Source organism: Burkholderia sp. Tr-20355 (assembly GCF_017104685.1).
Lineage (GTDB): Bacteria > Pseudomonadota > Gammaproteobacteria > Burkholderiales > Burkholderiaceae > Burkholderia > Burkholderia seminalis.
This window is the reverse complement of the sequence record NZ_JAAGPK010000129.1, coordinates 1-24,031: the sequence shown is the minus strand read 5'-3', so window position 1 is coordinate 24,031 and position 24,031 is coordinate 1. Positions and strand designations below refer to the sequence as shown.

The 24,031-nt window shown below is 66.8% G+C and carries 23 protein-coding genes and 1 pseudogene; 3 read left to right on the top strand and 21 right to left on the bottom strand.

All coding sequences use genetic code 11. From position 1 onward, the window contains the following. The 17 genes from rnc to G3N62_RS25710 all read right to left on the bottom strand — a co-directional run. On the bottom strand, window positions 1-1,028 hold a 1,028-nt coding region (gene rnc, locus G3N62_RS25790; protein ID WP_206141337.1), incomplete at its 3' end, for a ribonuclease III. Between the two features lie 153 nt (window positions 1,029-1,181). Next, window positions 1,182-2,075, bottom strand: coding sequence for a signal peptidase I (lepB, locus tag G3N62_RS25785; RefSeq protein ID WP_034186507.1), 894 nt, complete (start codon window positions 2,073-2,075; stop codon window positions 1,182-1,184). Between the two features lie 16 nt (window positions 2,076-2,091). Continuing rightward, window positions 2,092-3,885, bottom strand: coding sequence for a translation elongation factor 4 (lepA, locus tag G3N62_RS25780; protein WP_034186506.1), 1,794 nt, complete (start codon window positions 3,883-3,885; stop codon window positions 2,092-2,094). 168 nt (window positions 3,886-4,053) lie between these two features. Further along, window positions 4,054-4,290, bottom strand: coding sequence for a glutaredoxin family protein (locus tag G3N62_RS25775; protein WP_124670458.1), 237 nt, complete (start codon window positions 4,288-4,290; stop codon window positions 4,054-4,056). A gap of 7 nt (window positions 4,291-4,297) precedes the next feature. After that, window positions 4,298-5,797, bottom strand: a complete 1,500-nt coding sequence (locus tag G3N62_RS25770; protein ID WP_034186504.1) for a DegQ family serine endoprotease — start codon at window positions 5,795-5,797, stop codon at window positions 4,298-4,300. A 16-nt stretch (window positions 5,798-5,813) separates the two neighbouring features. Then, window positions 5,814-6,866 (bottom strand): MucB/RseB C-terminal domain-containing protein, encoded by a 1,053-nt coding sequence (locus G3N62_RS25765; protein ID WP_034186503.1) that lies wholly within the window; start codon window positions 6,864-6,866, stop codon window positions 5,814-5,816. A gap of 5 nt (window positions 6,867-6,871) precedes the next feature. Continuing rightward, window positions 6,872-7,489 (bottom strand): sigma-E factor negative regulatory protein, encoded by a 618-nt coding sequence (locus G3N62_RS25760; protein ID WP_124670459.1) that lies wholly within the window; start codon window positions 7,487-7,489, stop codon window positions 6,872-6,874. A gap of 86 nt (window positions 7,490-7,575) precedes the next feature. After that, window positions 7,576-8,175: an RNA polymerase sigma factor RpoE gene (rpoE, locus tag G3N62_RS25755; RefSeq protein ID WP_006490873.1), complete on the bottom strand. Its 600-nt coding sequence runs from the start codon at window positions 8,173-8,175 to the stop codon at window positions 7,576-7,578. A gap of 91 nt (window positions 8,176-8,266) precedes the next feature. Further along, on the bottom strand, window positions 8,267-8,731 hold the full coding sequence (locus tag G3N62_RS25750; RefSeq protein ID WP_069245555.1) for a hypothetical protein: 465 nt from the start codon (window positions 8,729-8,731) through the stop codon (window positions 8,267-8,269). Between the two features lie 11 nt (window positions 8,732-8,742). After that, window positions 8,743-9,975, bottom strand: coding sequence for a beta-ketoacyl-ACP synthase II (fabF, locus tag G3N62_RS25745; RefSeq protein ID WP_034186500.1), 1,233 nt, complete (start codon window positions 9,973-9,975; stop codon window positions 8,743-8,745). Between the two features lie 164 nt (window positions 9,976-10,139). Beyond that, window positions 10,140-10,379 carry an acyl carrier protein gene (gene acpP, locus G3N62_RS25740; protein ID WP_004197638.1) on the bottom strand — a complete coding sequence of 80 codons (240 nt, stop codon included), beginning with the start codon at window positions 10,377-10,379 and terminating at the stop codon, window positions 10,140-10,142. Between the two features lie 144 nt (window positions 10,380-10,523). Continuing rightward, window positions 10,524-11,273, bottom strand: a complete 750-nt coding sequence (gene fabG / locus G3N62_RS25735) for a 3-oxoacyl-ACP reductase FabG (protein WP_124670460.1) — start codon at window positions 11,271-11,273, stop codon at window positions 10,524-10,526. Between the two features lie 36 nt (window positions 11,274-11,309). Next, window positions 11,310-12,242, bottom strand: a complete 933-nt coding sequence (fabD, locus tag G3N62_RS25730) for an ACP S-malonyltransferase (RefSeq protein WP_124670461.1) — start codon at window positions 12,240-12,242, stop codon at window positions 11,310-11,312. Window positions 12,243-12,325: 83 nt separating this feature from the next. Continuing rightward, a complete protein-coding gene (locus G3N62_RS25725) occupies window positions 12,326-13,315 on the bottom strand; it encodes a beta-ketoacyl-ACP synthase III (RefSeq protein ID WP_034186497.1) in 990 nt (329 codons plus the stop codon). Continuing rightward, the gene (gene plsX, locus G3N62_RS25720; protein ID WP_034186496.1) at window positions 13,316-14,422 is read right to left on the bottom strand and encodes a phosphate acyltransferase PlsX; all 1,107 of its coding nucleotides are present in this window, start codon (window positions 14,420-14,422) and stop codon (window positions 13,316-13,318) included. A 129-nt stretch (window positions 14,423-14,551) separates the two neighbouring features. Then, window positions 14,552-14,731 (bottom strand): 50S ribosomal protein L32, encoded by a 180-nt coding sequence (gene rpmF, locus G3N62_RS25715; protein WP_006051932.1) that lies wholly within the window; start codon window positions 14,729-14,731, stop codon window positions 14,552-14,554. 98 nt (window positions 14,732-14,829) lie between these two features. Further along, entirely contained in the window at window positions 14,830-15,465 is a 636-nt protein-coding gene (locus G3N62_RS25710; RefSeq protein ID WP_034186495.1) for a DUF177 domain-containing protein, read from the bottom strand. 230 nt (window positions 15,466-15,695) lie between these two features. Between G3N62_RS25710 and G3N62_RS25705 the strand changes: the two genes are divergently transcribed. After that, the gene (locus tag G3N62_RS25705) at window positions 15,696-16,328 is read left to right on the top strand and encodes a Maf-like protein (RefSeq protein WP_124670462.1); all 633 of its coding nucleotides are present in this window, start codon (window positions 15,696-15,698) and stop codon (window positions 16,326-16,328) included. After that, complete coding sequence (locus G3N62_RS25700; protein ID WP_034186493.1) at window positions 16,325-17,047, top strand: SAM-dependent methyltransferase; 723 nt, start codon at window positions 16,325-16,327, stop codon at window positions 17,045-17,047. Before G3N62_RS25705 ends, G3N62_RS25700 begins: the two co-directional genes overlap by 4 nt. Window positions 17,048-17,108: 61 nt before the next feature. Here G3N62_RS25700 and G3N62_RS25695 read toward each other — a convergent pair whose 3' ends face one another. From G3N62_RS25695 to G3N62_RS25680, 4 genes are read right to left on the bottom strand one after another with little or no spacing between them, the layout of a single operon-like run. Then, on the bottom strand, window positions 17,109-18,101 hold the full coding sequence (locus tag G3N62_RS25695) for a S49 family peptidase (protein ID WP_049030457.1): 993 nt from the start codon (window positions 18,099-18,101) through the stop codon (window positions 17,109-17,111). 12 nt (window positions 18,102-18,113) lie between these two features. Beyond that, the gene (locus G3N62_RS25690; protein WP_049030459.1) at window positions 18,114-18,515 is read right to left on the bottom strand and encodes a Rieske 2Fe-2S domain-containing protein; all 402 of its coding nucleotides are present in this window, start codon (window positions 18,513-18,515) and stop codon (window positions 18,114-18,116) included. Further along, complete coding sequence (locus G3N62_RS25685) at window positions 18,512-19,171, bottom strand: HAD-IA family hydrolase (RefSeq protein ID WP_049030461.1); 660 nt, start codon at window positions 19,169-19,171, stop codon at window positions 18,512-18,514. Before G3N62_RS25685 ends, G3N62_RS25690 begins: the two co-directional genes overlap by 4 nt. 5 nt (window positions 19,172-19,176) lie before the next feature. Next, window positions 19,177-20,181, bottom strand: a complete 1,005-nt coding sequence (locus tag G3N62_RS25680; RefSeq protein WP_034186489.1) for an RluA family pseudouridine synthase — start codon at window positions 20,179-20,181, stop codon at window positions 19,177-19,179. A gap of 722 nt (window positions 20,182-20,903) precedes the next feature. On the opposite strand from G3N62_RS25680, the pseudogene G3N62_RS25675 reads away from it, so the two are divergent. After that, a pseudogene (locus G3N62_RS25675) lies at window positions 20,904-24,030 on the top strand (Rne/Rng family ribonuclease). Window position 24,031 lies beyond the last annotated feature (1 nt).

Below are 24,031 nucleotides of genomic sequence, written 5' to 3'. Positions count from 1 at the left end.
GGAGGGGCGGCGTCCGCGGCGTTGCACACCGCCTTGTCGGGGCGGGCGCCGGGTTGAGCGGCCACCGTGTCGGCCGCCGGGTTCGCCGCCCGCTGCCCCGTGTCGGCAGCCGTGTCGACATGCGCCGCGCGAATCGCGGCCATCGGCGCGACGGCCGGCTCGGCGCCGGTCGCCGCCGCCGCGGGCACCGCACCGGCGGCCGCCCTGGCCTCACGGGCAGCCGCCCGCTCCTTCCGCTCCGGCGAGCGCAGGTCGAGCGCTTCCTGCACGCCCTTCACGCCCGGCACGATTTCGGGTTCCACATGCTTCGAGCCGCGCGCGTTTTTCGAGCGCTTCGGCTTCGTGGCCAGCATCGGCGCGGCCGCCATCACTTCGTCGAGCGCCTTCTTCGCGGCGGCCTGCTCGGCCGCGCGCCGGCTCGCGCCGGAGCCCGATACCTTCACGTCCAGCTTCGGCACCGTGCATTCGACCTCGAACTGCTGATTGTGCGCCGCACCATGCGTCGCGACGACCGTATAGGTCGGCAGTGCGATCTTGTGCCCCTGCAGGTACTCCTGCAGCAGCGTCTTCGCGTCCTTGCCGAGCGTGCGCGGATCGATGTGGTCGAGAATCGGGATGTAGAGGCGCTTGATGACCCCTTGGGCGGCTTCGAAGCCGCCATCGAGGAACACGGCCCCGATGATGGCTTCGAACGCGTCCGCGAGGATCGACGGGCGACGGAACCCGCCGCTGCGCAGTTCGCCCTCGCCCAGCCGCAGGCCGTCCGAGATATTCAGGGCCTGAGCAATTTCGTACAGCGACTGCTGCTTGACGAGGTTGGCGCGTACGCGCGACAGGTCGCCTTCGTCCAGCTTGCTGAAACGCTGGAACAAAAGGGCGGCTACCGCGCAATTCAGAACGGAGTCGCCGAGAAACTCGAGCCGTTCGTTGTGCGTGGCACTGTGACTGCGATGGGTCAAAGCCTGGCGCAACAATTCCGCATTGCGAAATTCGTAGCGCAGCCGGCTTTCCAACTGGGATAGGGGCATGTGCAGGAGTATAACGCGGGCGCCGGTCGGGCCGAAACGGCACGGCCGGAGACGAAAAGGCGTGACGAGGCGGTGTTACCGCCGGTTCTTAAAGTAGTTCGGCAATACGCGACGCGGCCCGTGCGTCGCGTATTGCGTGCGAGTCGACTGCGATCAGTTGAAGGAGCCGATGCGCTTCAGGTCGCTGAAGTTCATCCAGATGAAGAACGCGCGGCCGACGATGTTCTGGTCCGGCACGAAACCCCAGTAGCGGCTGTCTGCACTGTTGTCGCGGTTGTCGCCCATCATGAAGTAGTGACCGGGCGGCACCTTGCAGATCACGCCGCGGCTGTTGTACGTGCAGTTGTCGCGATACGGATAGTCGTAGGCGCCCATCACGAACGGCGGCACGGCCGGGTTGTTGAGGATCGCGTTCTTCTTGTTGCCGATCGTTTCCTCGAACTGCTTCGCGTAATTCTGGCGCTCGTCGTCGAAGAAATCCGGCAGCGGCGTTTCGGGCACCGGCTGGCCGTTGATCGTCAGCTGCTTGTCCTGGTAGGCGACCGTGTCGCCCGGCAGGCCGATCACGCGCTTGATGTAGTCGACCGACTCGTCCTTCGGATAACGGAACACGACGACATCGCCGCGCGACAGCGGGCTGCCCTGCGTGATCTTCGTGTTCGTGACCGGCAGGCGCAGCCCGTATTCGAACTTGTTGACGAGGATGAAATCGCCGACGAGCAGCGTCGGCACCATCGAGCCCGACGGGATCTTGAACGGCTCGACGACGAACGAGCGCACGACGAACACCGCCAGGATCACCGGAAAGAAGCTCGCGGTGTACTCGAGCCACCACGGCTGGCGCAGCTTCTCGTCGCGTAGCTTCGAACGCGTTTGCACCGCGTTTTCATCCGCGAAGCGCTTGTCGATGCGCGACTGCTGGCGATCGAACTCCTCGATCGCCGAGTCGGCCGCCTTGCGTCGCCGCGGCAGGAACACCAGTTTGTCCAGCACCCACGCTACGCCCGTCACGATGACGAGCACAAAAAGAATCAGCGCAAAATTCATAAAAGGATCAGTCCTGTTATTTGTCTTCGACGCGCAAGATCGCAAGGAACGCTTCCTGCGGGATCTCGACCGAACCCACCTGCTTCATCCGTTTCTTGCCTTCTTTCTGCTTCTCGAGCAGTTTCTTCTTCCGCGTGATGTCGCCGCCATAGCACTTCGCGAGCACGTTCTTGCGCAGCGCCTTGATGTTCTCGCGGGCGACGATGTGCGCGCCGATCGCGGCCTGGATCGCCACGTCGTACATCTGGCGCGGGATGATCTCGCGCATCTTCGCGGCCACCTCGCGGCCGCGGTATTGCGACTGCGACCGGTGCACGATGATCGACAGCGCATCGACCTTGTCGCCGTTGATCAGCATGTCGACCTTCACGACGTCCGACGAACGGTATTCCTTGAACTCGTAGTCCATCGACGCATAGCCGCGCGACACCGACTTCAGGCGATCGAAGAAGTCGAGCACGATCTCGGCCATCGGGATCTCGTACGTGAGCTGCACCTGGCGGCCGTGATACTGCATGTTGATCTGCGAGCCGCGCTTCTGCTCGCACAGCGTGATCACGGAGCCGACGTAGTCCTGCGGCATGTACAGGTTCACGGTGACGATCGGCTCGCGGACTTCGGCGATGCGGCCGGGCTCCGGCATCTTCGCCGGGTTCTCGACCATGATCGTCGAGCCGTCGCTCTGCACGACCTCGTAGACGACCGTCGGCGCGGTCGTGATGAGATCCATGTCGAACTCGCGCTCGAGCCGCTCCTGCACGATTTCCATGTGCAGCAGCCCGAGGAAGCCGCAGCGGAAACCGAATCCGAGTGCCTGCGACACTTCCGGCTCGTACTGCAGCGACGCATCGTTCAGCTTCAGCTTCTCGAGCGACTCGCGCAGCGCGTCGTACTGGTTCGCCTCGACCGGATACAGCCCCGCGAACACCTGCGGCTTCACTTCCTTGAAGCCCGGCAGCGGCTCGGCAGCGGCCTTGGCCGCGTGCGTGACGGTATCGCCGACCTTCGCGGCCGTCAGCTCCTTGATGCCGGCGATGATGAAGCCCACCTGCCCTGCCGACAGCGAGTCGAGATTGCGCGACTTCGGCGTGAACACGCCGACGTGCTCGACCGGATACTGCGCGCCGGTCGCCATCATCTTGATCTTTTCCTTCGGGCGCAGCGTGCCGTTGACGATACGCACGAGCATCACGACGCCGACGTAGTTGTCGAACCACGAATCGATGATGAGCGCCTGCAGCGGCGCGGCCGGATCGCCCTTCGGCGGCGGCACCTTCGCGATCAGCGACTCGAGCACGTCTTCGACGCCGAGCCCCGTCTTCGCGCTGCAGCGCGTCGCGTCGGTCGCGTCGATGCCGATCACGTCCTCGATCTCCTCGATCGCGTTCTCGGGGTTCGCGGCCGGCAGGTCGATCTTGTTCAGCACCGGCACGACCTCGACGCCGAGCTCGATCGCCGTGTAGCAGTTCGCGACCGTCTGCGCCTCGACGCCCTGGCTGGCATCGACGACCAGCAGCGCGCCTTCGCAGGCGGACAGCGAACGGCTGACTTCGTACGAGAAGTCGACGTGCCCCGGCGTGTCGATCAGGTTCAGGTTGTAGACCTTGCCGTCGCGCGCGCGATAGGACAATGCCGCCGTCTGCGCCTTGATCGTGATGCCGCGCTCGCGCTCGATATCCATCGAGTCGAGCACCTGCGCTTCCATTTCACGGTCGGCGAGACCGCCGCATACCTGGATGATGCGATCCGCGAGCGTCGACTTGCCATGGTCGATGTGCGCGATGATCGAGAAATTGCGAATATGATCCATTCAGTGCCGATCAAGCGAAAAAGGCGCGCTCGACGACTGCGGAGCACGCCTTGTGTAAGTCGGTGAAAAAACAGCTTATTTTAGCTGAAAAGGCTTTCGACGGGCGGTATTTCGGACGCCCGCCCGCAGCGCGGCCCGCCGCGGGCACCCGCCGGACGCGGCCGGAACTCAGCGCCGGGCCGCCAGCGCGTCGCGCACCCGTGTGCCGTCGAACCGGTGGCGGCACACTTCCGCGCCGTCCAGCAGCAACACGGGCACGTCCTCGTCGTAACGGGCAACCAGCGCCGCATCGGCGTCGATGTCGACGTAGTCGACCGCGACGCCGAATTCGGCCGCCACCGGCGCCAGTGCGTCGCGCATGTCGTCGCACAGGTGGCACCAGCCGCGGCCGTAGAGCGTGAACATCGGCGCGTTACTTCTGGCGCGGCCGCACGGGCACGAACTGCGTGTTGTCGCCACGCCGCACGAGCACCGCGACCGCCTTCTGCGGATCGAGCTGCGCCGTCACGTCGGCGAACTGCTTCGCGTTCGTGATGTCGGTGTCGCCGACGCGCAGCACGATGTCGCCGCGCTGCAGGCCCGCACGGGCAGCCGGGCCGTCGACGCCGTCGATCTGCACGCCGTTCTTCAGCTTCAGCGCCTTCATCTGGTCGGCCGTCAGGTCGCTCACCGTCAGACCGAGCGAATTGGTCTGGCGCGGCTTCTGCGGCGCGTTCTTGCGCTGTTCGGCCTTCGCCGTCGACTCGGCCGGCGTCTCCGCGATCGTGATCGGCAGATCGCGTGCCTGACCCTTGCGCCACACGCTGACCGTCGCCTTCGTGCCGGGCTTGGTGTCGCCGACCATGCGCGGCAGGTCCGACGCCGTGTCGACCGAACGGCCGTTGAACTTCAGGATAATGTCGCCCGGCTGGATGCCCGCCTTGTCGGCCGGGCCGCCCGGCTCGACGCTGCTGACGAGCGCGCCTTCGGCCTTCGGCAGCCCGATCGAATCGGCCACGTCCTTCGTCACCTCGCCGATCGCCACCGCGATCCGGCCGCGCGTGACCTTGCCGGTCGCCTTCAGCTGGTCGGCCACGCGCATCGCCTCGTCGATCGGAATCGCGAACGAGATGCCCATGAAGCCGCCAGTACGGCTGTAGATCTGCGAATTGATGCCGATCACCTCGCCCTGCATGTTGATCAGCGGGCCGCCCGAGTTGCCGGGGTTCACGGCGACGTCGGTCTGGATGAACGGCAGATAGTCGCCCGTGTTGCGGCTCTTCGAGCTGACGATGCCGGCCGTCACCGTGTTGTCGAGGCCGAACGGCGAACCGATCGCGACGACCCACTCGCCGACGCGCACCTTGTTCGAATCGCCGATCGCGACGACCGGCAGGTTCGACGCCTGGATCTTCACGACCGCGACGTCCGTGCGGTCGTCCACGCCGATCAGCTTCGCCTTGAATTCGCGCTTGTCGGTCAGCGTCACGTAGATGGTGTCCGCATCGTCGACGACGTGCGCATTGGTCATCACGTAACCGTCGGCCGACACGATGAAGCCCGAGCCCACGCCACGGTTCTGCTCGGTGTCGGGCGGATTGTCCGGCGCCGGCGCGCTCTTCGGGTTGCTGCCGTTGCCGCCGCCGTTGCCGGGCGCCTGCGGCAGCGGAATGCCGAAGAAGCGCCGGAAGAATTCCGACATGTCGCCGTTGTCGAAGCCCGGCGGGAGCATCCCGCGCGGGCCGCTGTTCGTCGGCACGTTGGCGGTGGTCCGGATGTTCACGACGGCCGGCCCGACCTTTTCGACCAGGTCGGCGAAGTCGGGCAGGCTGGCAGCGGGAGCCGTCACGGCGAATGCGGTATGCGGCACGAGCGGCAGGCAGGCAGACAACGCCGCCGCCGCGAGCCATTTGCGCAGCGTGAGTTTCATCATGTCGGAAGCCGTAGCGTTACTTGGAAGCCTTGTATTCTATGGCAGACGCGAACTGCTGCAACGTGGCCGGCGGCACTTCGCCGAGCACGGTGATCCAGTAGTCGCCGCGGCGCTTCACGAGAACGTGCGTCGCACCGGTGCTGCCCGCGCCTTCCTTGCGCGTATTCTTTTCGGCCGGCTCGATGAACACCGAGATCGTCGCGAGACCGTCGGTGAAGACGGCCTGATCGACCGCGATCGGCGGGTCGCCTGCATCGCGCGCGGCCATCGGCCGGCGCACTTCACGAATCTTCTGGAAGCCGGCAACGCTCGGTGCGAGCTGCCAGCCCTGCGCTTCCATGTCGACCGTCGCGACCGGCGGGCGCACGACCGTCCAGCCGCTCAGGTTGCGCATGCCAGCCGCGATCGCGGCCTTGTCGCCGTTCGCGCCCCCCGTTTGCAACTGGGAGAACGCAATCTGTTCGAGCACGTGATCGTTCGCATCGAGCGTCTGCGAACGCAGCAGCAGCCCGGTGCGCGCGTCGGCCCACAGCTTGTACGTGAAACGGTACGCATCCTTCGGCACGAGCTCGACGACCTGCGCGTCGATCCCGGCCACGCGGTCCTTGCCGAGCGACTTCGCGTCGTAGACCGACATCACGTGCTCGCCGCTCGCGCCGAGCAGCGCGGGGAACGAGTCGCGCGTCTGGCGGCGCTCGACCACGCACAGCTTGCGCTCGGGCACGAACGTGTACAGCTCGTCGTTATGCCGCAGCAGCTTGCGCGGCTTGCCGTCGAGCGTCTCGATCCGCTCGAACTCGCCGTCGCGGGACGCGACGTGCGCGATGCGCGACGACTGGACATACCCGCCGCGCTGGTAGACGAACGTGCCTTCGTAACTCTGCTGCTGCGCCGCCTGCTGGACGCGGTCGAGCCAGTCCGCGGCGCCCTTGCGGGTCGCGACGGGATCGTCCGGTTGCTGGGCGCTGGCAGGAAGGGATTGAACGGACAACAGGGCGGCTGCGCAAAGCAGGAGGGCCGGCAGCCGCTTCCACCCGGAGATGGCGTGATTCAACTGCAATGTCCGCATCGGGTTTATTGGCCTGGCGTGGTGGTCACGGCTGCGCGGATCAGCGGCATCGAACCCGTGACGACGGGCTGCTGCGCGAATTGCTGGTGCGCTTCAAGATATTGGTCGAGGCTCGCGTCGCGAATGATGTTGACGTCCTGCAGGCCCGGCTGGGCCGATGCCTGCGCAACCGTCACGCGCTGCAGGTTGCCGCCTTGCTGCGCACCGGCCGATGCGACCTGGCCGGCGCCCGGGGCACCGGCCGTCTGCATCTGCGGGACGACGATCCACGTCAGCGTGGCTGCCGCGGCCGCGACCGCGAACGCGGGCACGACACGCCGGCGCAGCGACAGCAGCTTGCGTGCGACCGGCGCCGCCGCCGGCGCGAGCAGGTGCGGCTCGCTGTCGAGCGCAGCCGACATGCGCGCGGTGAACGCGACGCTCACGGCGGGCGACAGCGCGAGCTCGTCCGAGCGCAGCGCATCGCCGATCAGGTGGTAATGGGCCCACGCAGCGCGATCCGCGCGGTCGAGCTCAGCCAGAAACTGCCCGTGGTCCGGGCCATCGAACATTTCGCCGTCGACCAGCGCGGAAAGGCGCTCGCCGCGCGAGCACGCTTGCGATTGCGTATTGACCGACCCCATGATGCTCCCCATCTTGCACACCCCGTCGTGACTTCACGACTCTATCCGTAACTAGACCCCGACCCGCGTCGTTACGCCCATCGCGCTTACCAGCGCTTGCCTTCGGGCGTATCGAGCAGCGGACGCAACTTGGCAGCGATTGCTTCGCGCGCGCGGAAGATCCGCGACCGGACCGTCCCGATCGGACAGCCCATCATTTCCGCGATCTCTTCGTAGCTCAGGCCCTCGATCTCGCGCAGCGTGATTGCCTGGCGCAGTTCCTCGGGCAGCAGAGCCATTGCAGCGTTGACCGTCTCGGCAATCTGCTTGCTCATCAACATCGACTCAGGCGTGTTGATATCCCTTAGTTGGTCTGCGTCGGAGAAAGTTTCCGCTTCCTCTGCATCGGCCTCGGTCGAGGTCGGTGCCCGGCGGCCTTGCGTCGCAAGGTAGTTCTTGGCCGTATTGACGGCAATCCGGTACAACCACGTATAGAACGCCGATTCGCCGCGAAATTGCGGCAGCGCACGATACGCCTTGATGAACGCGTCCTGGGCCACATCCTCGACCTCGGCGGGATCCCGCACGAGGCGCGAGATCAGCCGAATGATCTTGCGGTGGTATTTGGAGACCAGGAGTTCGAACGCCGCCTTGTCGCCCTTCTGTACGCGCTCGACCAGAGCCTGATCGATTTCTTTTTCACTCACCTGACAAATCCGTTAACTAGGGATGCAACGCGGAGCGCTATTGTAGCGTTCCGGCGCCGGCCGCTGGTTACGGTCGGTAACCGTGCCGCGGTCATGCCCGCCCCGCCGCGCCCGCGGTTCTCGCCAGCACGGACAGCGCGCTGAACGATGCCGCGTCGAGCGCATCGGCCGGAATCAGCAGCGGCCGGGCCCGCCGGGCACCCTGCCCGACCGACAGCACCAGCAGCAGGCTGCTCCAGTGCGCATGGCCGGTCACGCGGCCACGGGCCAGCAGCCGCCCGGTGCGGCCAAACGCCGCAATCTCCCCGAATGCATCGATCCGCAGCTCGGCCGGCAGCCGGCGCGCACCGGCCCGCGCCGCGCACACGGCCAGCAGCGCGGCCGTCGCGGCCGACACGCATGCGCCGGCGGCGGCGCCCGCGCGCGGCGCCCAGAACAGATAGGCCGATGCAGCAGCCGATGCGACGAACACGGCCAGCACGAGATACGAGACAGCCGAGGCCCGCAACGCAAAGCGCTGCGGGCGCCCGGCCGGCATGTCGAATGGACTCGTCAAGCGATTCAGCGTCAGACGCGCTTGAACACCAGCGTGCCGTTGGTCCCGCCGAAGCCGAAGTTGTTCTTCACGGCGACGTCGATCTTCATGTCCCGCGCGGTGTTCGCGCAGTAATCGAGATCGCACTCGGGGTCCTGGTTGAAGATGTTGATGGTCGGCGGCGACACGTTGTTGTGCAGCGCCAGCACCGTGAACACCGATTCGAGGCCGCCCGCGCCGCCCAGCAGGTGGCCCGTCATCGACTTCGTCGAGTTCACGACGAGCTTGTATGCGTGCTCGCCGAAGGCCGCCTTCACCGCGTCGGACTCGTTCTTGTCGCCCAGCGGCGTCGACGTGCCGTGCGCGTTCAGGTACTGGACCTCGTCCGCGTTCATGCCGGCGTCGCGCAGTGCCGCGACCATGCAGCGGCGCGGGCCGTCCATGTTCGGCGCGGTCATGTGGTACGCGTCGCCCGTCATGCCGAAGCCCGAGACTTCCGCATAGATCTTCGCGCCGCGCGCCTTCGCCGCCTCGTACTCCTCGAGCACCATCACGCCGGCACCCTCGCCCAGCACGAAGCCGTCGCGGTCCTTGTCCCACGGACGCGAGGCGCTGGCCGGATCGTCGTTGCGGGTCGACAGCGCACGCGCCGCCGCGAAACCGCCGATGCCGAGCGGCGACACCGTCGATTCGGCACCGCCCGCGACCATTACGTCGGCGTCGCCGGCCTGGATCAGGCGCGCGGCGAGGCCGATGCTGTGCAGGCCGGTCGTGCAGGCCGTCACGGCCGCGAGGTTCGGGCCCTTCAGGCCGAACATGATGCTCAGGTGGCCCGAGATCATGTTGATGATCGAACCCGGCACGAAGAACGGCGAAATCCGGCGTGCGCCGCGATCGACGTAGGTCTGGTGCGTGTCTTCGATCATCGGCAGGCCGCCGATGCCGGAACCGACCAGCACGCCGATGCGTTCCGCGTTGGCTTCGTTCACTTCCAGCCCGCTGTCCCGGATGGCCTGGACGCCGGCGGCGATGCCGTAATGGATGAACGTATCCATGTTCCGGGCTTCCTTCGCCGGAATGTACTCCTCGGCGCTGAAACCCTTCACTTCGCCCGCGAAATGGCAGGCGAGGTTCGACGCATCGAACTTCGTGACGGTGGCGATACCGGACTTGCCGGCGACGAGATTGGCCCAGCCGTCGGCAACATTATTGCCAACAGGCGAAATCAGCCCCAGGCCTGTAACAACAACACGACGGCGGCTCACGGTAACCTCTTTTCCATTATTGGATGACAAAAACAAAAGCCACAGTGGCCACAGGAACCAGCCCTGCGAGCCCTGTGGCTGTTAGTCCGTCCGGCGCGAAGCCGGCAGGATGGCGCGTCAATCGCGAAGATCGCGGCGACGTGGCGGACAAGCGCGAAAGGCGCTTACGCCTTGACGTTTGCGCGAGCGTAGTCGATCGCTTGCTGAACGGTCGTGATCTTCTCTGCTTCTTCGTCCGGGATTTCCATGCCGAACTCGTCTTCCAGAGCCATCACCAGTTCGACCGTGTCGAGCGAGTCGGCGCCCAGGTCGTTCACGAACGAAGCTTCGTTCTTGATCTCGGCTTCCGCGACGCCCAGTTGCTCAGCGACGATCTTCTTGACACGTTGTTCGATGTTGTCCATTACCCCTCCGAGGGAAAGTTCAGATTTACAAGTGCGCGCATTTTATCAGGTTTGCTGACGCCAAAACGCGCGTTGGCTTGATGGTCGATCAAGCGCCTATCCGCCTGAAAATCGGGATACGGCGCGGATGGTAAACGAAAACCGTTACGACATGTACATGCCGCCGTTCACGTGCAGCGTCGTGCCGGTGATATAACCGGCCTGCGGCGATGCGAGGAACGCGACGGCATGGGCGATGTCCTCCGGGCTGCCGAGGCGGCCGAGCGGAATCTGGGTCTTGAGCGCGGCCTGCTGTTCTTCCGGCAGCGTCTTCGTCATGTCGGTATCGATGAAGCCCGGCGCGACGCAGTTCACGGTGATGCCGCGGCTGCCGATCTCGCGCGCGAGCGCACGCGTCATGCCCGCCACGCCGGCCTTCGCGGCCGCGTAGTTGACCTGACCCGGGTTGCCGGCCGAACCGACCACCGACGTGATGTTGATGATCCGGCCGCCGCGCGCCTTCATCATCGGGCGCAGCACCGCGCGCGACAGGCGGAACACCGATTTCAGGTTGGTATCGATCACCGCGTCCCAGTCCTCGTCCTTCATCCGCATCGCGAGCTGGTCCTGCGTGATGCCCGCGTTGTTGACGAGCACGTTCAGCGCGCCGAATTCCTTCACGGTCGCATCGATCAGCGCCTCGGCGGCCGCTGCGTCGTTGACGTTCAGCACCGCGCCGCGGCCCGTGACGCCCGCCTCGGCGAATGCCGCGCTGATCGAGGCGGCGCCCGATTCGCTCGTCGCCGTGCCGATCACCGTCGCGCCCAGGCGCGCCAGTTCGAGCGCGATCGAACGGCCGATGCCGCGCGACGCGCCGGTCACGATCGCGACCTGTTTATCGAGAGTCTTTTCCATGAATCGAATATCCGTTTCTTGAAAAAAGGCGCCGCGTCAGGCGGTCACCAGCTTGAGGGCTTCGTCGAGCGATGCCGGATCGAACACCGACGCACCGGTCAGGTTGCCGTCGATGCGCTTCGTCAGGCCGGCGAGCACCTTGCCCGGACCGCATTCGATCACGTGCGTGACGCCGGTGCCGGCGATGTACCGCACGCACTCGACCCAGCGCACCGGGCCCGCGGCCTGGCGCACCAGCGCGTCCTTGATCGCGGCCGGATCGCTGATCACGGCCACGTCGATGTTGTTGACGACCGGAATCTGCGGCGCCTTCACGTCGACGTTCGCGAGGTAGTCGCGCAACTGGTCCGACGCCGGCTTGAGCAGCGACGAATGGAACGGCGCCGACACCGGCAGCGGCAGCGCGCGCTTCGCGCCCTTCGCCTTCGCGATCTCGCACGCCTTTTCGACCGCGGCCTTGCTGCCCGCGATCACGACCTGCGCGGGTGCATTGAAGTTCACCGCTTCGACGACGCCCGCTTCCGCGGCTTCGGCACACACCGCGCGCACGGTGTCGTCGTCAAGGCCCAGGATCGCGGCCATGCCGCCCTGGCCGACCGGCACGGCCGTCTGCATCGCCTGCGCACGGAAGCGCACGAGCGGCACCGCGTCCTTGAACGCCAGTGCACCCGCGGCGACGAGCGCCGTGTACTCGCCGAGGCTGTGGCCGGCGACGATCGACGGCGCCGGGCCGCCTGCCTGCTGCCACGCGCGGTAGCACGCGTAAGCGGCGGTCAGCATCACCGGCTGTGTATTGGTGGTCAGGTTCAGCTCTTCGGCCGGGCCTTCGGCGATCAGCTTGCCGAGATCCTGATTGAGTGCATCGGACGCTTCCTGAAGCGTCTCGCGCACGACGGCCAGATCGGCGAATGCGTTGAGCATGCCGATCGCCTGCGAGCCCTGCCCCGGAAAAACGAATGCAAATTTCATATCGTCCCCAATTGAATCGATTCGGACGGCGCGCACGAACGGCGCGCCGGTGGGATCCGCGCGCAGCGGTCGCGCGCCGCGGATCAGAAGCGGAAGACCGACGCGCCCCAGGTGAAGCCGCCGCCGACGCCTTCGATCAGCACGTGCTGGCCACGCTGGATGCGGCCGTCGCGCACCGCGGTGTCGAGCGCCAGCGGGATCGACGCGGCCGACGTGTTGCCGTGCTGGTCGACCGTCACGACCATGCGCTCCTGCGGCAGGCCGAGCTTGCGGCAGGTGCTGGTCATGATGCGGATGTTGGCCTGGTGCGGAATCAGCCAGTCGATCTGTTCGGGCGCGAGATTCGCCTTGGCGAGCGCCTCGATCGCGACCTTTTCGAGCACGTTGACCGCGAGCTTGAACACGGCCTGCCCGTCCATGTACAGGAACGCGCTGCCCTCGATCACGCCGCGGTTGACGTTGCCCGGCGTGCAGAGGATGTGCGAATAGCTGCCGTCGGCATGCAGCGCGCTGCCCAGCACGCCCGGCTCCTCCGATGCGGACAGGATCACCGCGCCCGCGCCGTCGCCGAACAGCACGCAGGTCGTGCGGTCCTTGAAGTCGAGAATGCGCGAGAACGTCTCCGCGCCGACCACGAGCGCCGTACGGTGCTGGCCGCTGCGGATGAAGCTGTCGGCCGTTGCCATCGCGTACGCGAAGCCCGAGCACACGGCCTGCACGTCGAATGCCGCGCCGCCGTTCTTGATGCCGAGCTTGTTCTGCAACAGGCACGCGGTGCTCGGGAACACGAAATCGGGGGTCGAAGTCGCGACGATGATCAGGTCGATCGACTGCGGATCGACACCGGCCGCCTCGATCGCACGGCGCGACGCCTCGAGCGCGAGATCGCTCGTCGTGACGTCGGGCGCGGCGAAATGGCGCGCATGGATGCCCGTGCGCGCAACGATCCATTCATCGCTCGTCTCGATGCCTTCCTTCGCAAGACGATCGGTCAACTGCTGGTTCGTGACGCGGTCGGGCGGCAAGTAGCTGCCCGTGCCGAGCACGCGGGAATAGAGAGTCGATTGGGCCATTTATGCTTTAGAGGATTGCGCAGCGGAAGGTTCGGCGTGTTGGCCTGCGGCCGGGCTTGCCTGGCCCGCGCCACCCGCGTCGTGTTCGCCATCGCCGAGCGACACTGAATTATCCGCCATCGCGCGCGCGAGGCGCTCCAGCACGCCGTTTTTGACGGCATCATACCCGCGTTTGATCGCCCACTCAAACGCGTAGGCGTCGGCCGAACCGTGGCTCTTGATCACGAGGCTCTTCAGCCCCAGCAACGCCGCGCCGTTGTACTGGCGGTGGTCGACGCGCTTCTTGAAACGCATCAGCACCGGCAGCGCGAGCAGCGCCATCAGCTTCGACATCAGCGAACGGCCGAACTCCTCGCGGATGATGTCGGACAGCATCTGCGCGAGTCCTTCCGACGTCTTCAGCGCGACGTTGCCGACGAAGCCGTCGCACACGATCACGTCGACGGTGCCCTTGTAGATGTCGTTGCCTTCCACGTTGCCGCGGAAATTGAGCGTGCTGGCGCGCAGCAGCTCGCCCGCGCGCTTGATCGTCTCGTTGCCCTTGATGACCTCCTCGCCGATGTTCAGCAGGCCGATCGTCGGACGCTCCTTGCCTTCGAGCGCCGCCACGAGCGCGTGCCCCATCTCCGCGAACTGCAGCAGGTGCTGCGGTTCGCAGTCGACGTTCGCGCCGAGGTCCAGCATCATCGTGTAGCCGGTCGGGTTCGGCAGCGCGAACGCGATCGCGGGCCGCTCGATGCCGGGCAGCGTCTTGAGTACGTAACGGGAAACGGCCATCAGCGCGCCGGTATTGCCGGCGGAGATGCAGGCCTGCGCCGCGCCATCCTTGACGTGATTGAGCGCGACACGCATCGAAGAATCCTTCTTCTTGCGCAGCGCCACTTCGACAGGGTCGTCCATCGCCACGACTTCGGTGGCGGGAACGATGGTCAGCGCGGGATCGTCGAGGGCTTTCAGCTTCTTCAGCTGAGCGCGGATCGCGCTTTCGATGCCGACGAGCATCAGGTGCGCATCGGGATGCGCGCGGACGAACTTGACTGCCGCGGGAACGGTCACGGACGGGCCGTGGTCGCCTCCCATGCAATCGATTGTGAGCTTTACGGTCATGGAATGCGACGAATTTCAGGCACAAAAAAGCGGCAGTAGAATGCCGCCTTTTTGTTGCGCCAGGAAAGTGTCAAGCGAACCAGTTGTCACGCGAACGGCAAACGTAGCGCGCAACGCGTGACTTGACGCTTAGTCGTTCTTCGTCTTGACGACTTTCTTGCCGCGGTAGTAGCCGTTCGGGCTGACGTGGTGACGCAGGTGCACTTCACCCGTGCTCGGCTCGACTGCCAGCGGCGCTGCCGTCAGGAAATCGTGCGAACGATGCATGCCGCGCTTCGACGGCGACTTCTTGTTTTGCTGGACTGCCATGACTAACTCCTAAATAATTTTCCGGATTCTAACACAGCCCGATCCGGCGCTTAACTACCCTGGCCCAAAGCCCTTACGCCTTCCCGCGCCACAACTGCTTAGTGTTTCTTGTTGCCGTCACCGCCCTTCTTCAACGCTTCCAGCGCTGCGAACGGATTCGGCCGTTTGCCTTCGTCCCCGGCTTCGTCGGACTCTTCGTCCGACTCTTCCGCGGGACCGCTCGCACCCGACACGAGGCTTTCGTGAACTGCCGGGCAAACCTCGTGCTTGGGCACGAGCGGCAACGAAAGCAGCAATTCCTCTTCGATCAAGTCGACGAGATCGAACTGGCGTGAGCCCACGATCACATCGGCTTCATCGTCGTCGAGCGGAAATTCTTCAGCTTCTTCTTCGGTCGCGACGATCCGGTACGTCATGTCGACGTCGAACGTCTGGTCGTACGGCGTCATGCAGCGCTGGCACGTGAGCCACGCATGGCCATGCACCGCGAGGCGCAGGTACGGCTGCTGACCGTCGGCGCCGTCGTCCTGCAGTTCCTTCTGCGTGAACCCTTCCGCCTGCCATGTGAAGACCGTGTCGCGATCTGGCGCGTCCGCCGGCACTTCGTTTAACATGCGCGGCAGTTGCGAGAGATGCACCGCACCGGCTGCCTGCCGCCCGCTGCGGGCGAACTCGAACAGGTCGACCGCGCGCGGATCGAGCGCCGCCGCAGGTTTGCCAGAAGAAGTGTTCATGTGCGCTCCCGCCTACAGGCTGACTTGCGGATCCGGCTTGGTACCGCTCGCGTACGGCTCATCCGCGGATGACGTACTTTACTTCCGAAGACCCGGCAGGCGCCACCACTGCGGAAGCCTGCCGACGAAAAGCGGGAAAGCATACCTGTTTTACCTTTTGCGGTCAATCACTTAAGCTTGCGTCCGCGCAACGCCGCGCCACACCTGAAGACTCACCGATCCAACCGACCATGCCGGATACCGTTTGCCGCCCGCCGCGGCTGATTCTCGCCTCCAGTTCCCGCTACCGCCGCGCGCTCCTCGAGCGCCTCGGCGTGCCGTTCGACGTCGTGTCGCCCGACCTCGACGAGACCCCGCTCGACGGCGAAACCCCGGCGGCCACCGCGCTGCGCCTCGCCGGCGCGAAAGCGCGCGCCGTCGCCGCGACGATTGACGCACCCGATGGCGTGCTCGTGATCGGGTCGGACCAGGTCGCGACCTTCGACGGCCTTCAGATCGGCAAGCCCGGCACGCACGAGCGCGCGCTCGCGCAGCTCGTGTCGATGCAGGGCCGCGCAGTCGAATTCCACAGCGCGCTGTGCCTGTACGACAGCCGCACGGGCGAAGCGCAGGTCGAGGACGTCGTCACGCACGTACGCTTCCGCTCGCTGCCCGAAGCCGAACTCGACGCGTACCTGCACGCGGAAACCCCGTATGACGTCGCCGGCAGCGCGAAATCCGAAGGGCTCGGCATCGCGCTGCTCGACGCGATCGACTCAGACGACCCGACCGCGCTGGTCGGCCTGCCGCTGATCGCGCTCACGCGGATGCTGCGCGCCGCCGACTACCCGCTGTTTGCAACCACCCGTGGAGACCGCGCATGACCGCCGGCACGCTTTACCTCGTCCCGAACACGCTCGGCGAAGGCGACGAATCGATGCTTGCCGCCGTGCTGCCCGCCGCCGTCCAGGCGCGCGCCGGCACGCTCGGCTATTACATCGGCGAGAACGCGAAAACGACGCGCGCGTTTCTGAAGAAGATCGGCACGACCCGCCCGATCCAGGAAATCGAGATCAGCGAGCTGAACGTCAATACGCCGGCCGGCGCCATCGACCGGCTGCTCGCGCCGATCCTGGCCGGCGCGGACGCCGGCCTCGTGTCGGAAGCCGGTTGCCCGGCCGTCGCCGATCCCGGCGCGCTGCTGGTGCGCCGCGCGCACGAGCGCGGCGTGAAGGTCGTGCCGCTCGTCGGGCCGAGTTCGATCCTGCTCGCCTTGATGGCGTCGGGCCTGAACGGCCAGAGCTTCGCATTCAACGGCTACCTGCCGGTCGATGCGGCCGCGCGCGCGAAACGGCTGCGCGAACTCGAGCAACTGTCGCGCAAGGCGCGCCAGACGCAGATCTTCATCGAAACGCCGTACCGGAATCACGCGATGCTCGACACGCTGATCGCGACCTGCGCGCCGTCGACGCAGATTTGCGTCGCGGCCGACCTGACCCTCGCGACCGAAACGATCGCGAGCCGCACCGTGACCGACTGGAAAAAGGCGCCCGCGCCGAATCTGCACAAGCGTCCCGCCATCTTCCTGCTGCTCGCGAACTGATGCGTCAGCCGGCACAAGCCGGTGGCACGAAGGCGGGCCGTCGCGGCCCGCCGCCAGCCGGTCAGCGCAGGCTGACCGACGCGCCGCCGGCCGTCAGCGCCTTCATCGCGGCGCCGCCGACGGCCGCGCCGAACTTGCGCGCGACGCGGTTCGTCAGGCTTTCCTTCACCGTGTAATCGACGAGGTCCGGCGCCTTCAGCACGTCGCGCGCGACCGTGTCGGTGGTGCCGTAGCCGTCGGCGAGCCCGAGCTCGACGCTCTTCTCGCCCGTCCAGAACAGCCCCGAGAACAGGTCGGGTGTCTCGTGCAGCCGCTTGCCGCGGCCATCCTTCACGGCCTTGATGAACTGCGCGTGCACCTGGTCGAGCAGCGCCTGCGCGTGCGCGTCCATCTTCGGCGTCTCCGGCGAGAACGGATCGTAGAAGCCCTTGTTTTCACCCGACGTATGCAGGCGGCGCTCGACGCCGAGCTTGCCCATCAGCCCGGTGAAGCCGAAACCGTCCATCAGCACGCCGATCGACCCGACGATGCTCGCCTTGTCGACGAAGATCTTGTCGGCCGCGGCCGCGATGTAATAGCCGCCCGATGCGCACATGTCGGTCACGACGACGTACAGCGGCTTGTCCGGATGCTTCGCGCGCAGCCGCCGGATCTCGTCGTAGACCATCCCGGCCTGCACGGGGCTGCCGCCCGGGCTGTTGATCCGCAGCACGACGCCGACCGTGCCGTCGTCGTCGAACGCGGCGTCGAGCGCCGTGTTGATGTCCTCGGCGTTCGCGTTGACGCCGGCGGCGATCTCGCCGTCGATCGTCACGAGCGCCGTGTGCCGCCCGCTCGACGAGAACTTCGAATCGCTCGAGAAATCGATCAGCGCGAACGCAAGCAGCACGAACACGCCGAGGAACGCGAAGCGGAAGAAGATTTTCCAGCGCCGCGCCGCGCGCTGCTCCTTGACGGCCGCGAGCGCGATCCGTTCGAGCGCCGCGCGCTCCCAGTTCGGTTCACGGCTGTCGGGACGGGAGGAGGATTCCGGGGAATTCGGTTGGTCGGCCATGCAGTGGTGTCGTCAGTCGGTCGTGGCGGAAGTGGCGGGATGCAGGTCGGCATCCGGCACCCAGAATACCGCACGGCCGTCGGGCGTGTCCCGTTCGTCGACCTCGACCGGGCGCAAGCGGCCGCCGCGGCACGGGCCGCCGACACACTTGCCGGTATCCGGCGCATAGATCGCGCCGTGCGTCGCGCACATCAGGTAAAGGCCCGACGACTCGAAGAACTGCCCTTCGGCCCAGTCGAGCTCCATCGGCACATGCGCGCAGCGGTTCAGGTAGCCGTACGCGCGGCCGTCGTAGCGCACGAAGAACACGACGGCCTGCTCGCCGCGCAGCGTCGCGTCGACGCGCACGCCGGCGCCGCCGTCGGCCAGCGCATCCGATGCGCACACGCGCACGGCGTCCGGCGCCGCGCTCATGCGTGCTCCCTCAGCCATTCGGCCAGCGCACCGACATCGGGCGCGACGAAGCGAGGCGCGAGCGCCGCCAGCGCATCGGCCGTATGCGCGCCATACGCGACACCGACACCGGCCGCCCCGGCGCTCGCGGCCATCTGCAGGTCGTGCGTCGTATCGCCGATCATCACGGTGCGCGCCAGATCCTGCCCCAATTCCCGCGACAATTCGTGCAGCATCGCCGGGTGCGGTTTCGAGAACGTCTCGTCCGCGCAGCGCGTCGCGTCGAACAGGCTCGTCAGCTTCGACTGGTCGAGCACGCGGTTCAGCCCCACCCGCCCCTTGCCGGTCGCCACCGCGAGCAGGTAGCCCGTGTCGCGCAGCTCGGCGAGCAGTTCGCGCACGCCGGCGAACAGCTCGATGCGCTGGTCGTCGAGCAGATAGTGATAGCGGTAGCGCTCGGCGAGCCTCGCGTACTCGGACGGATCGAGGGTCGGAGCGGTAATCTGCAGCGCGTCGCGCAGGCCGAGGCCGATCACGTAGCGCGACGCCTCGTCGGACGGCGTGGGCAGGCCGAGATCGCGGCACGCGGCCTGGATGCTGTGCGCGATGTGCGCAGTCGAATCCATCAGCGTGCCGTCCCAGTCGAAGACGATCAGGTCAAATTGCTGTCGAGCCATGCGGTTCAGGCGGTATCGCGCAGTGCGCTGAGTTGATCGAGGAAGCGCCGGCATTCGTCCGGCAGCGGCGCGTCGAACTGCAGCGCCTCGCCGGTCAGCGGATGCGCAAGCCGCAGCCGGTGCGCATGCAGGAACATCCGCTTCAGTGACGGTTGCGCGTTCGCGCGCGCCAGCGCCTTGTTCAGTGCGAAATCGCCATACTTGGCGTCGCCGGCGATCGGCAGGCCGAGATGCGCGAGGTGCACGCGGATCTGATGGGTCCGACCCGTTTTGAGTTCCGCCTCGACGAGCACATAGTCGGACCAGCGGTCGACGAGGTTGAACACCGTATGGGACGCCAGCCCGTCGTCCTGCACGCGCACGCGGCGCTCCCCTTCCGGGGTCGAATACTTGAACAGCGGCGCCTTGACCGCGCGGCGGCGGCCCCAGTCGGGCTGCCATTCGCCGTGCGCGCACGCGAAGTAACGCTTGTCCATCCGGTTCTCGCGGATCTGTTCGTGCAGGCCGACCAGCGCCGTGCGCTTCTTCGCGAGCATCAGGATCCCGGACGTCTCGCGGTCGAGCCGGTGCACGAGCTCGAGGAATTTCGCGCGCGGGCGCGCCTGGCGCATCTGCTCGATCACGCCGAACGCGACGCCGCTGCCGCCGTGCACGGCGACGCCGGCCGGCTTGTCGATGACGAGCATCGCGTCGTCCTCGTACAGCACGTCGAAATTCGCGGGCGGCACGACCGGCGTGTCGGCGCGCGCCAGGTCGGCTGCCGCCACCCGTACGGGCGGCACGCGGACGATGTCGCCCAGCGCCAGGCGGTACTGCGCATCGATCCGGCCCTTGTTCACGCGCACTTCGCCGCTGCGGAGGATCCGGTAAATATGGCTTTTCGGCACGCCTTTACAGACGCGCAACAGGAAGTTGTCGATACGCTGACCGGCCGAGTTTTCGTCGATCTCGATCATCGATACCTGGCCGCTTGCGACCGAATTCTGGGATATTTTGCCTAACTCATTCATACTGAATATAATTTTGCCCAGCCTGACGTTGTGGGTGGCCTGACCGGCCGGCCCCGGCTGAATCGGGCAAGGCGCAAGCGCAAACCGTTATTTTACTTGCGCCGGGGGTCCGCTGCTCACCCCTAATCAAAGAGATGCAGCAAGTTGCACGCACGGCGCCGCCCGTCGGCAAGGATCGCGCCCACAGGCGGATTCGGTCGGCAAGGCGCCGCGGTAACGGAAAGTTGGTTGAAAAGAATTTGATCGGCAGCCCGACGGCGCGAAGTGCGTCCGCAGGCTGCCGGTTGCGAAAATTACGGCGTTGCGCCCGATTTGGTCCCGCGAAGCGTGCGGGACTTGGCGACGTCAAACCAGGGAAGTACACCCCAAGCGGGAAAGTCGGGCTGGATTCGATACTCCCCGCTGCGGCCCAAGCCGCAGCATCTGCCGCCCGTCGGCGCGCGCGACGCATTGTGCGCGCCCGTGGCAATGCCCGGACTCAGGCTTAGCGCGCTTTTGCAGCGTGCGGTGTGTGAACGCCGTGCTTTGAAGCCGTATTCGCAGGTGCCCTATGGCCGCCGGCTCCGTCTTTCGGGCCCAAGCGCCTCTTCAGGCAATTCTCCCCGCCATCGTTCCCGCTCCAGCGTGCTCGTGACAACACAACAAGGTGCGGCCTGCCGTCGTTCCCGCCCTCGCGACTGACAACCGCGAGGCGCCGGCAGCGGAGCCGCCTGGAGCCGTTCATGAAACGCATGCTGTTCAATGCGACGCAGCAGGAGGAGCTGCGCGTCGCCATCGTCGATGGGCAAAAGCTCATCGACATCGACATCGAGACAGCCGGGCGCGAACAGCGCAAAGGCAATATCTACAAAGGTGTCATCACCCGTATCGAGCCTTCGCTCGAGGCGTGCTTCGTCAACTACGGCGAAGACCGCCACGGCTTCCTGCCGTTCAAGGAAGTCGCCCGCCAGTACTTCAAGGAAGGCATCGACATGCGCTCCGCGCGCATCCAGGATGCCCTGCGCGAAGGCCAGGAGCTGATCGTCCAGGTCGAGAAGGAAGAGCGTGGCAACAAGGGCGCCGCCCTCACCACCTTCATCTCGCTCGCCGGCCGTTACCTCGTGCTGATGCCGAACAATCCGCGCGGCGGCGGCGTATCGCGCCGGATCGAGGGCGACGAGCGCCAGGAACTGCGCGAAACGATGGCGCAACTGCAGATCCCGGACGGCATGAGCATGATCGCCCGTACCGCGGGCATCGGCCGCAGCGCCGAGGAACTGCAGTGGGACCTGAACTACCTGCTGCAGCTGTGGCGCGCGATCGAAGCGGCGTCGCAAAGCGGCAATGCCGGCCAGCCGATGCTGATCTATCTGGAATCGAGCCTCGTGATCCGCGCGATCCGGGACTATTTCCAGCCCGATATCGGCGAAATCCTGATCGACACGACCGAGATCCACGATCAGGCCCGTGCGTTCATGGATATCGTGATGCCGGACAACGTGTCGAAGGTGAAGCGCTACCACGACGACGTGCCGCTGTTCTCGCGCTTCCAGATCGAGCACCAGATCGAAACCGCGTACTCGCGCACGGTGCCGCTGCCGTCGGGCGGCGCGATCGTGATCGACCACACCGAAGCGCTCGTCGCGATCGACGTGAACTCGGCGCGCGCGACCAAGGGCGCGGACATCGAGGAAACGGCGACCCGCACGAACCTCGAAGCGGCCGACGAAGTCGCCCGCCAGCTGCGCCTGCGTGACCTCGGCGGCCTGATCGTGATCGATTTCATCGACATGGAATCGGCGAAGAGCCAGCGTGAAGTCGAGCAGCGCCTGAAAGATGCGCTCAAGCACGACCGGGCGCGCGTGCAGATGGGCAAGATCTCCCGCTTCGGCCTGATGGAGCTGTCGCGCCAGCGCCTGCGTCCGGCCCTGTCGGAAGGCAGCCACGTGACCTGCCCGCGCTGTAACGGCACCGGCCACATCCGCGATACCGAATCGTCCGCGCTGCAGGTCCTGCGGATCATTCAGGAAGAAGCGATGAAGGAAAACACCGCGGCGATCCACTGCCAGGTGCCGGTCGAGGTGACCGCCTTCCTGCTCAACGAAAAGCGTCAGGAAATCAACAAGATCGAGTCGCGCTTCAAGGTCGGCATCGTGCTGATCCCGAACAAGCACCTCGATACGCCGCACTACAAGCTCGAGCGCCTGCGTCACGACGATGCGCGCCTCGACGATCCGCGCGCGTCGTGGAAGATGGCCGAGGAAGCCGCCCGCGAACTCGAGTCGGAAACCGGCTACAGCAAGCGCGCCGCGGAAGTGAAGCCGAAGCAGGAAGCCGCGGTCAAGGGCATCACGCCCGAGCGTCCGGCCCCGAGCCCGGCGCCGCAGCGCCCGGTCGAACCGGTGGCCGCGCCCGCCCCGGCTGCCCCTGTCGCCGCGGCAAGCGGCGGCTTCATCGGCTGGCTGAAGGGCCTGTTCGGCGTCGCGCCGGCACCGGGGGCCCGCGCCGGTCGACCCGGCACGAGGGAAGGGGCAGGCGCCCCGTCCGGCCAGAGAGCGGACCGAAAAGGCCGAGCAGCGCGGCGCCGATCGCAATCGCAACCGCCGCGGCGGCGCGCAGCAGGCGCAAGGCGGCCGCGATCAGGCAGCGGCAGGCCGTGGCCAGCCGCAACGCCAGGAACGCGAAGGCAAGGAAGTGCGCGAACCGCGTGAAGGCCGTGAGCCGCGCGAGGGCCGTGAGCTGCGTGAAGGTCGCGAAGGTCGTGAGGGCCGCGAAGGTCGCGAGGGCCGTGGCCCGCGCGAAGGCCGCGAGCCGCGTGAAAGCCGTGAGCCGCGCGAACCGCGCGAGAACCGCGAACCGCGCGAGCGTGCCGAGCAGCCGGACGCCGTCGAGGCAACCGGCCGCGGCGAGCGCCAGGAACGCGGCGAGCGTCGCGAGCGCGGCGAGCGCCGCAAGCCGACCCAGCATGCGGCCACGCTCGAGACCGTCAACCGCGGTGAAAACCACCCGGAACCGGAAGACGACAAGGCCGTTGCGGAGGCCCTGCCCGGCGCCGATCTGGCAGCCGATGCGGAAGCCGTCGCGCGCGACGGCGAAGAGCGCCGTCGTCGCCGTCGCGGCCGCCGCGGCGGTCGTCGTGAGCGCGAAGAAGACGGCACGGTCGTCGACCAGGCCGAGCAAGGCGCGGATGGCGAAGGCGCCGTGCAAGCCGTGACGCCGGCGGCACCGGCCGCTGTCGAACCGGCCCACACGGCCGCGCCGGCAGTCGTCGCAGCCGTGGCAAGCGCGGTCGTCGTGGAAGCAGTCGTCGAGCAGCATGCTGCTCCGGCCGCTGTCGAAACCCCGGCGCCGGCACCCGTCGAAGCGGCTCCGGTCGAGCCGGCCGTCGCCGTGCAGGTCGCGGAACCGGCGCAGGTTGCACCGGCCGTCGTCGCCGAAGCCGGTCCGGCTCCGGTCGCGGTTTCGCCGACCGACGCGTTCGAAGTGCCGGCAGTCCCGGCCGCGGCCCCGGTCGCTGTCGAGGCGCCGCAGCCGGCGCCCGTCGAGCAAGCCGCGCCGGCCGTAGCGAACGAAGCCGCTCCGGTGGCAGTCGAACCGGCACCGGTCGCCGTTGCGCCGCTCGAGGTCGCCGCCGCACCGGCGCCGGCCGCCGGTCCCGCGCAACCGGCCGCCGCGCCCGCTTCGGCTGGCCTGCCTTCCGTGCTTGATCAACCCACGCTCGTCTGGGTGGACACGGCCGCCGGCAAGCTCGCTTCCGGCACCGAGGCCGCCTCCCAGCTCCCGCGCCCGACCCGCGTGGCGCTCCCACGCATCGAGCGGCCGCCTGCCACGACCGGCCCGCAGGTACACGTCGTCGCCACGCACGACTAGA

Excerpts from the sequence above, each read along its gene's own strand:
- G3N62_RS25765 (WP_034186503.1), bottom strand. The coding sequence starts at position 6,866 with ATGCGGACATTGCAGTTGAATCACGCCATCTCCGGGTGGAAGCGGCTG.
- G3N62_RS25725 (WP_034186497.1), bottom strand. The coding sequence starts at position 13,315 with ATGGCCCAATCGACTCTCTATTCCCGCGTGCTCGGCACGGGCAGCTAC.
- rpmF (WP_006051932.1), bottom strand. The coding sequence starts at position 14,731 with ATGGCAGTCCAGCAAAACAAGAAGTCGCCGTCGAAGCGCGGCATGCAT.
- G3N62_RS25690 (WP_049030459.1), bottom strand. The coding sequence starts at position 18,515 with ATGAGCGCGGCGCCGGACGCCGTGCGCGTGTGCGCATCGGATGCGCTG.
- G3N62_RS25700 (WP_034186493.1), top strand. The coding sequence starts at position 16,325 with ATGACCGCCGGCACGCTTTACCTCGTCCCGAACACGCTCGGCGAAGGC.
- lepB (WP_034186507.1), bottom strand. The coding sequence starts at position 2,075 with ATGAATTTTGCGCTGATTCTTTTTGTGCTCGTCATCGTGACGGGCGTA.
- acpP (WP_004197638.1), bottom strand. The coding sequence starts at position 10,379 with ATGGACAACATCGAACAACGTGTCAAGAAGATCGTCGCTGAGCAACTG.
- G3N62_RS25775 (WP_124670458.1), bottom strand. The coding sequence starts at position 4,290 with ATGTTCACGCTCTACGGCCGCGGCTGGTGCCACCTGTGCGACGACATG.
- fabD (WP_124670461.1), bottom strand. The coding sequence starts at position 12,242 with ATGAAATTTGCATTCGTTTTTCCGGGGCAGGGCTCGCAGGCGATCGGC.
- G3N62_RS25760 (WP_124670459.1), bottom strand. The coding sequence starts at position 7,489 with ATGGGGTCGGTCAATACGCAATCGCAAGCGTGCTCGCGCGGCGAGCGC.
- G3N62_RS25695 (WP_049030457.1), bottom strand. The coding sequence starts at position 18,101 with ATGGCCGACCAACCGAATTCCCCGGAATCCTCCTCCCGTCCCGACAGC.
- G3N62_RS25710 (WP_034186495.1), bottom strand. The coding sequence starts at position 15,465 with ATGAACACTTCTTCTGGCAAACCTGCGGCGGCGCTCGATCCGCGCGCG.
- G3N62_RS25685 (WP_049030461.1), bottom strand. The coding sequence starts at position 19,171 with ATGGCTCGACAGCAATTTGACCTGATCGTCTTCGACTGGGACGGCACG.
- G3N62_RS25680 (WP_034186489.1), bottom strand. The coding sequence starts at position 20,181 with ATGAATGAGTTAGGCAAAATATCCCAGAATTCGGTCGCAAGCGGCCAG.
- plsX (WP_034186496.1), bottom strand. The coding sequence starts at position 14,422 with ATGACCGTAAAGCTCACAATCGATTGCATGGGAGGCGACCACGGCCCG.
- G3N62_RS25770 (WP_034186504.1), bottom strand. The coding sequence starts at position 5,797 with ATGATGAAACTCACGCTGCGCAAATGGCTCGCGGCGGCGGCGTTGTCT.
- lepA (WP_034186506.1), bottom strand. The coding sequence starts at position 3,885 with ATGGATCATATTCGCAATTTCTCGATCATCGCGCACATCGACCATGGC.
- fabG (WP_124670460.1), bottom strand. The coding sequence starts at position 11,273 with ATGGAAAAGACTCTCGATAAACAGGTCGCGATCGTGACCGGCGCGTCG.
- G3N62_RS25705 (WP_124670462.1), top strand. The coding sequence starts at position 15,696 with ATGCCGGATACCGTTTGCCGCCCGCCGCGGCTGATTCTCGCCTCCAGT.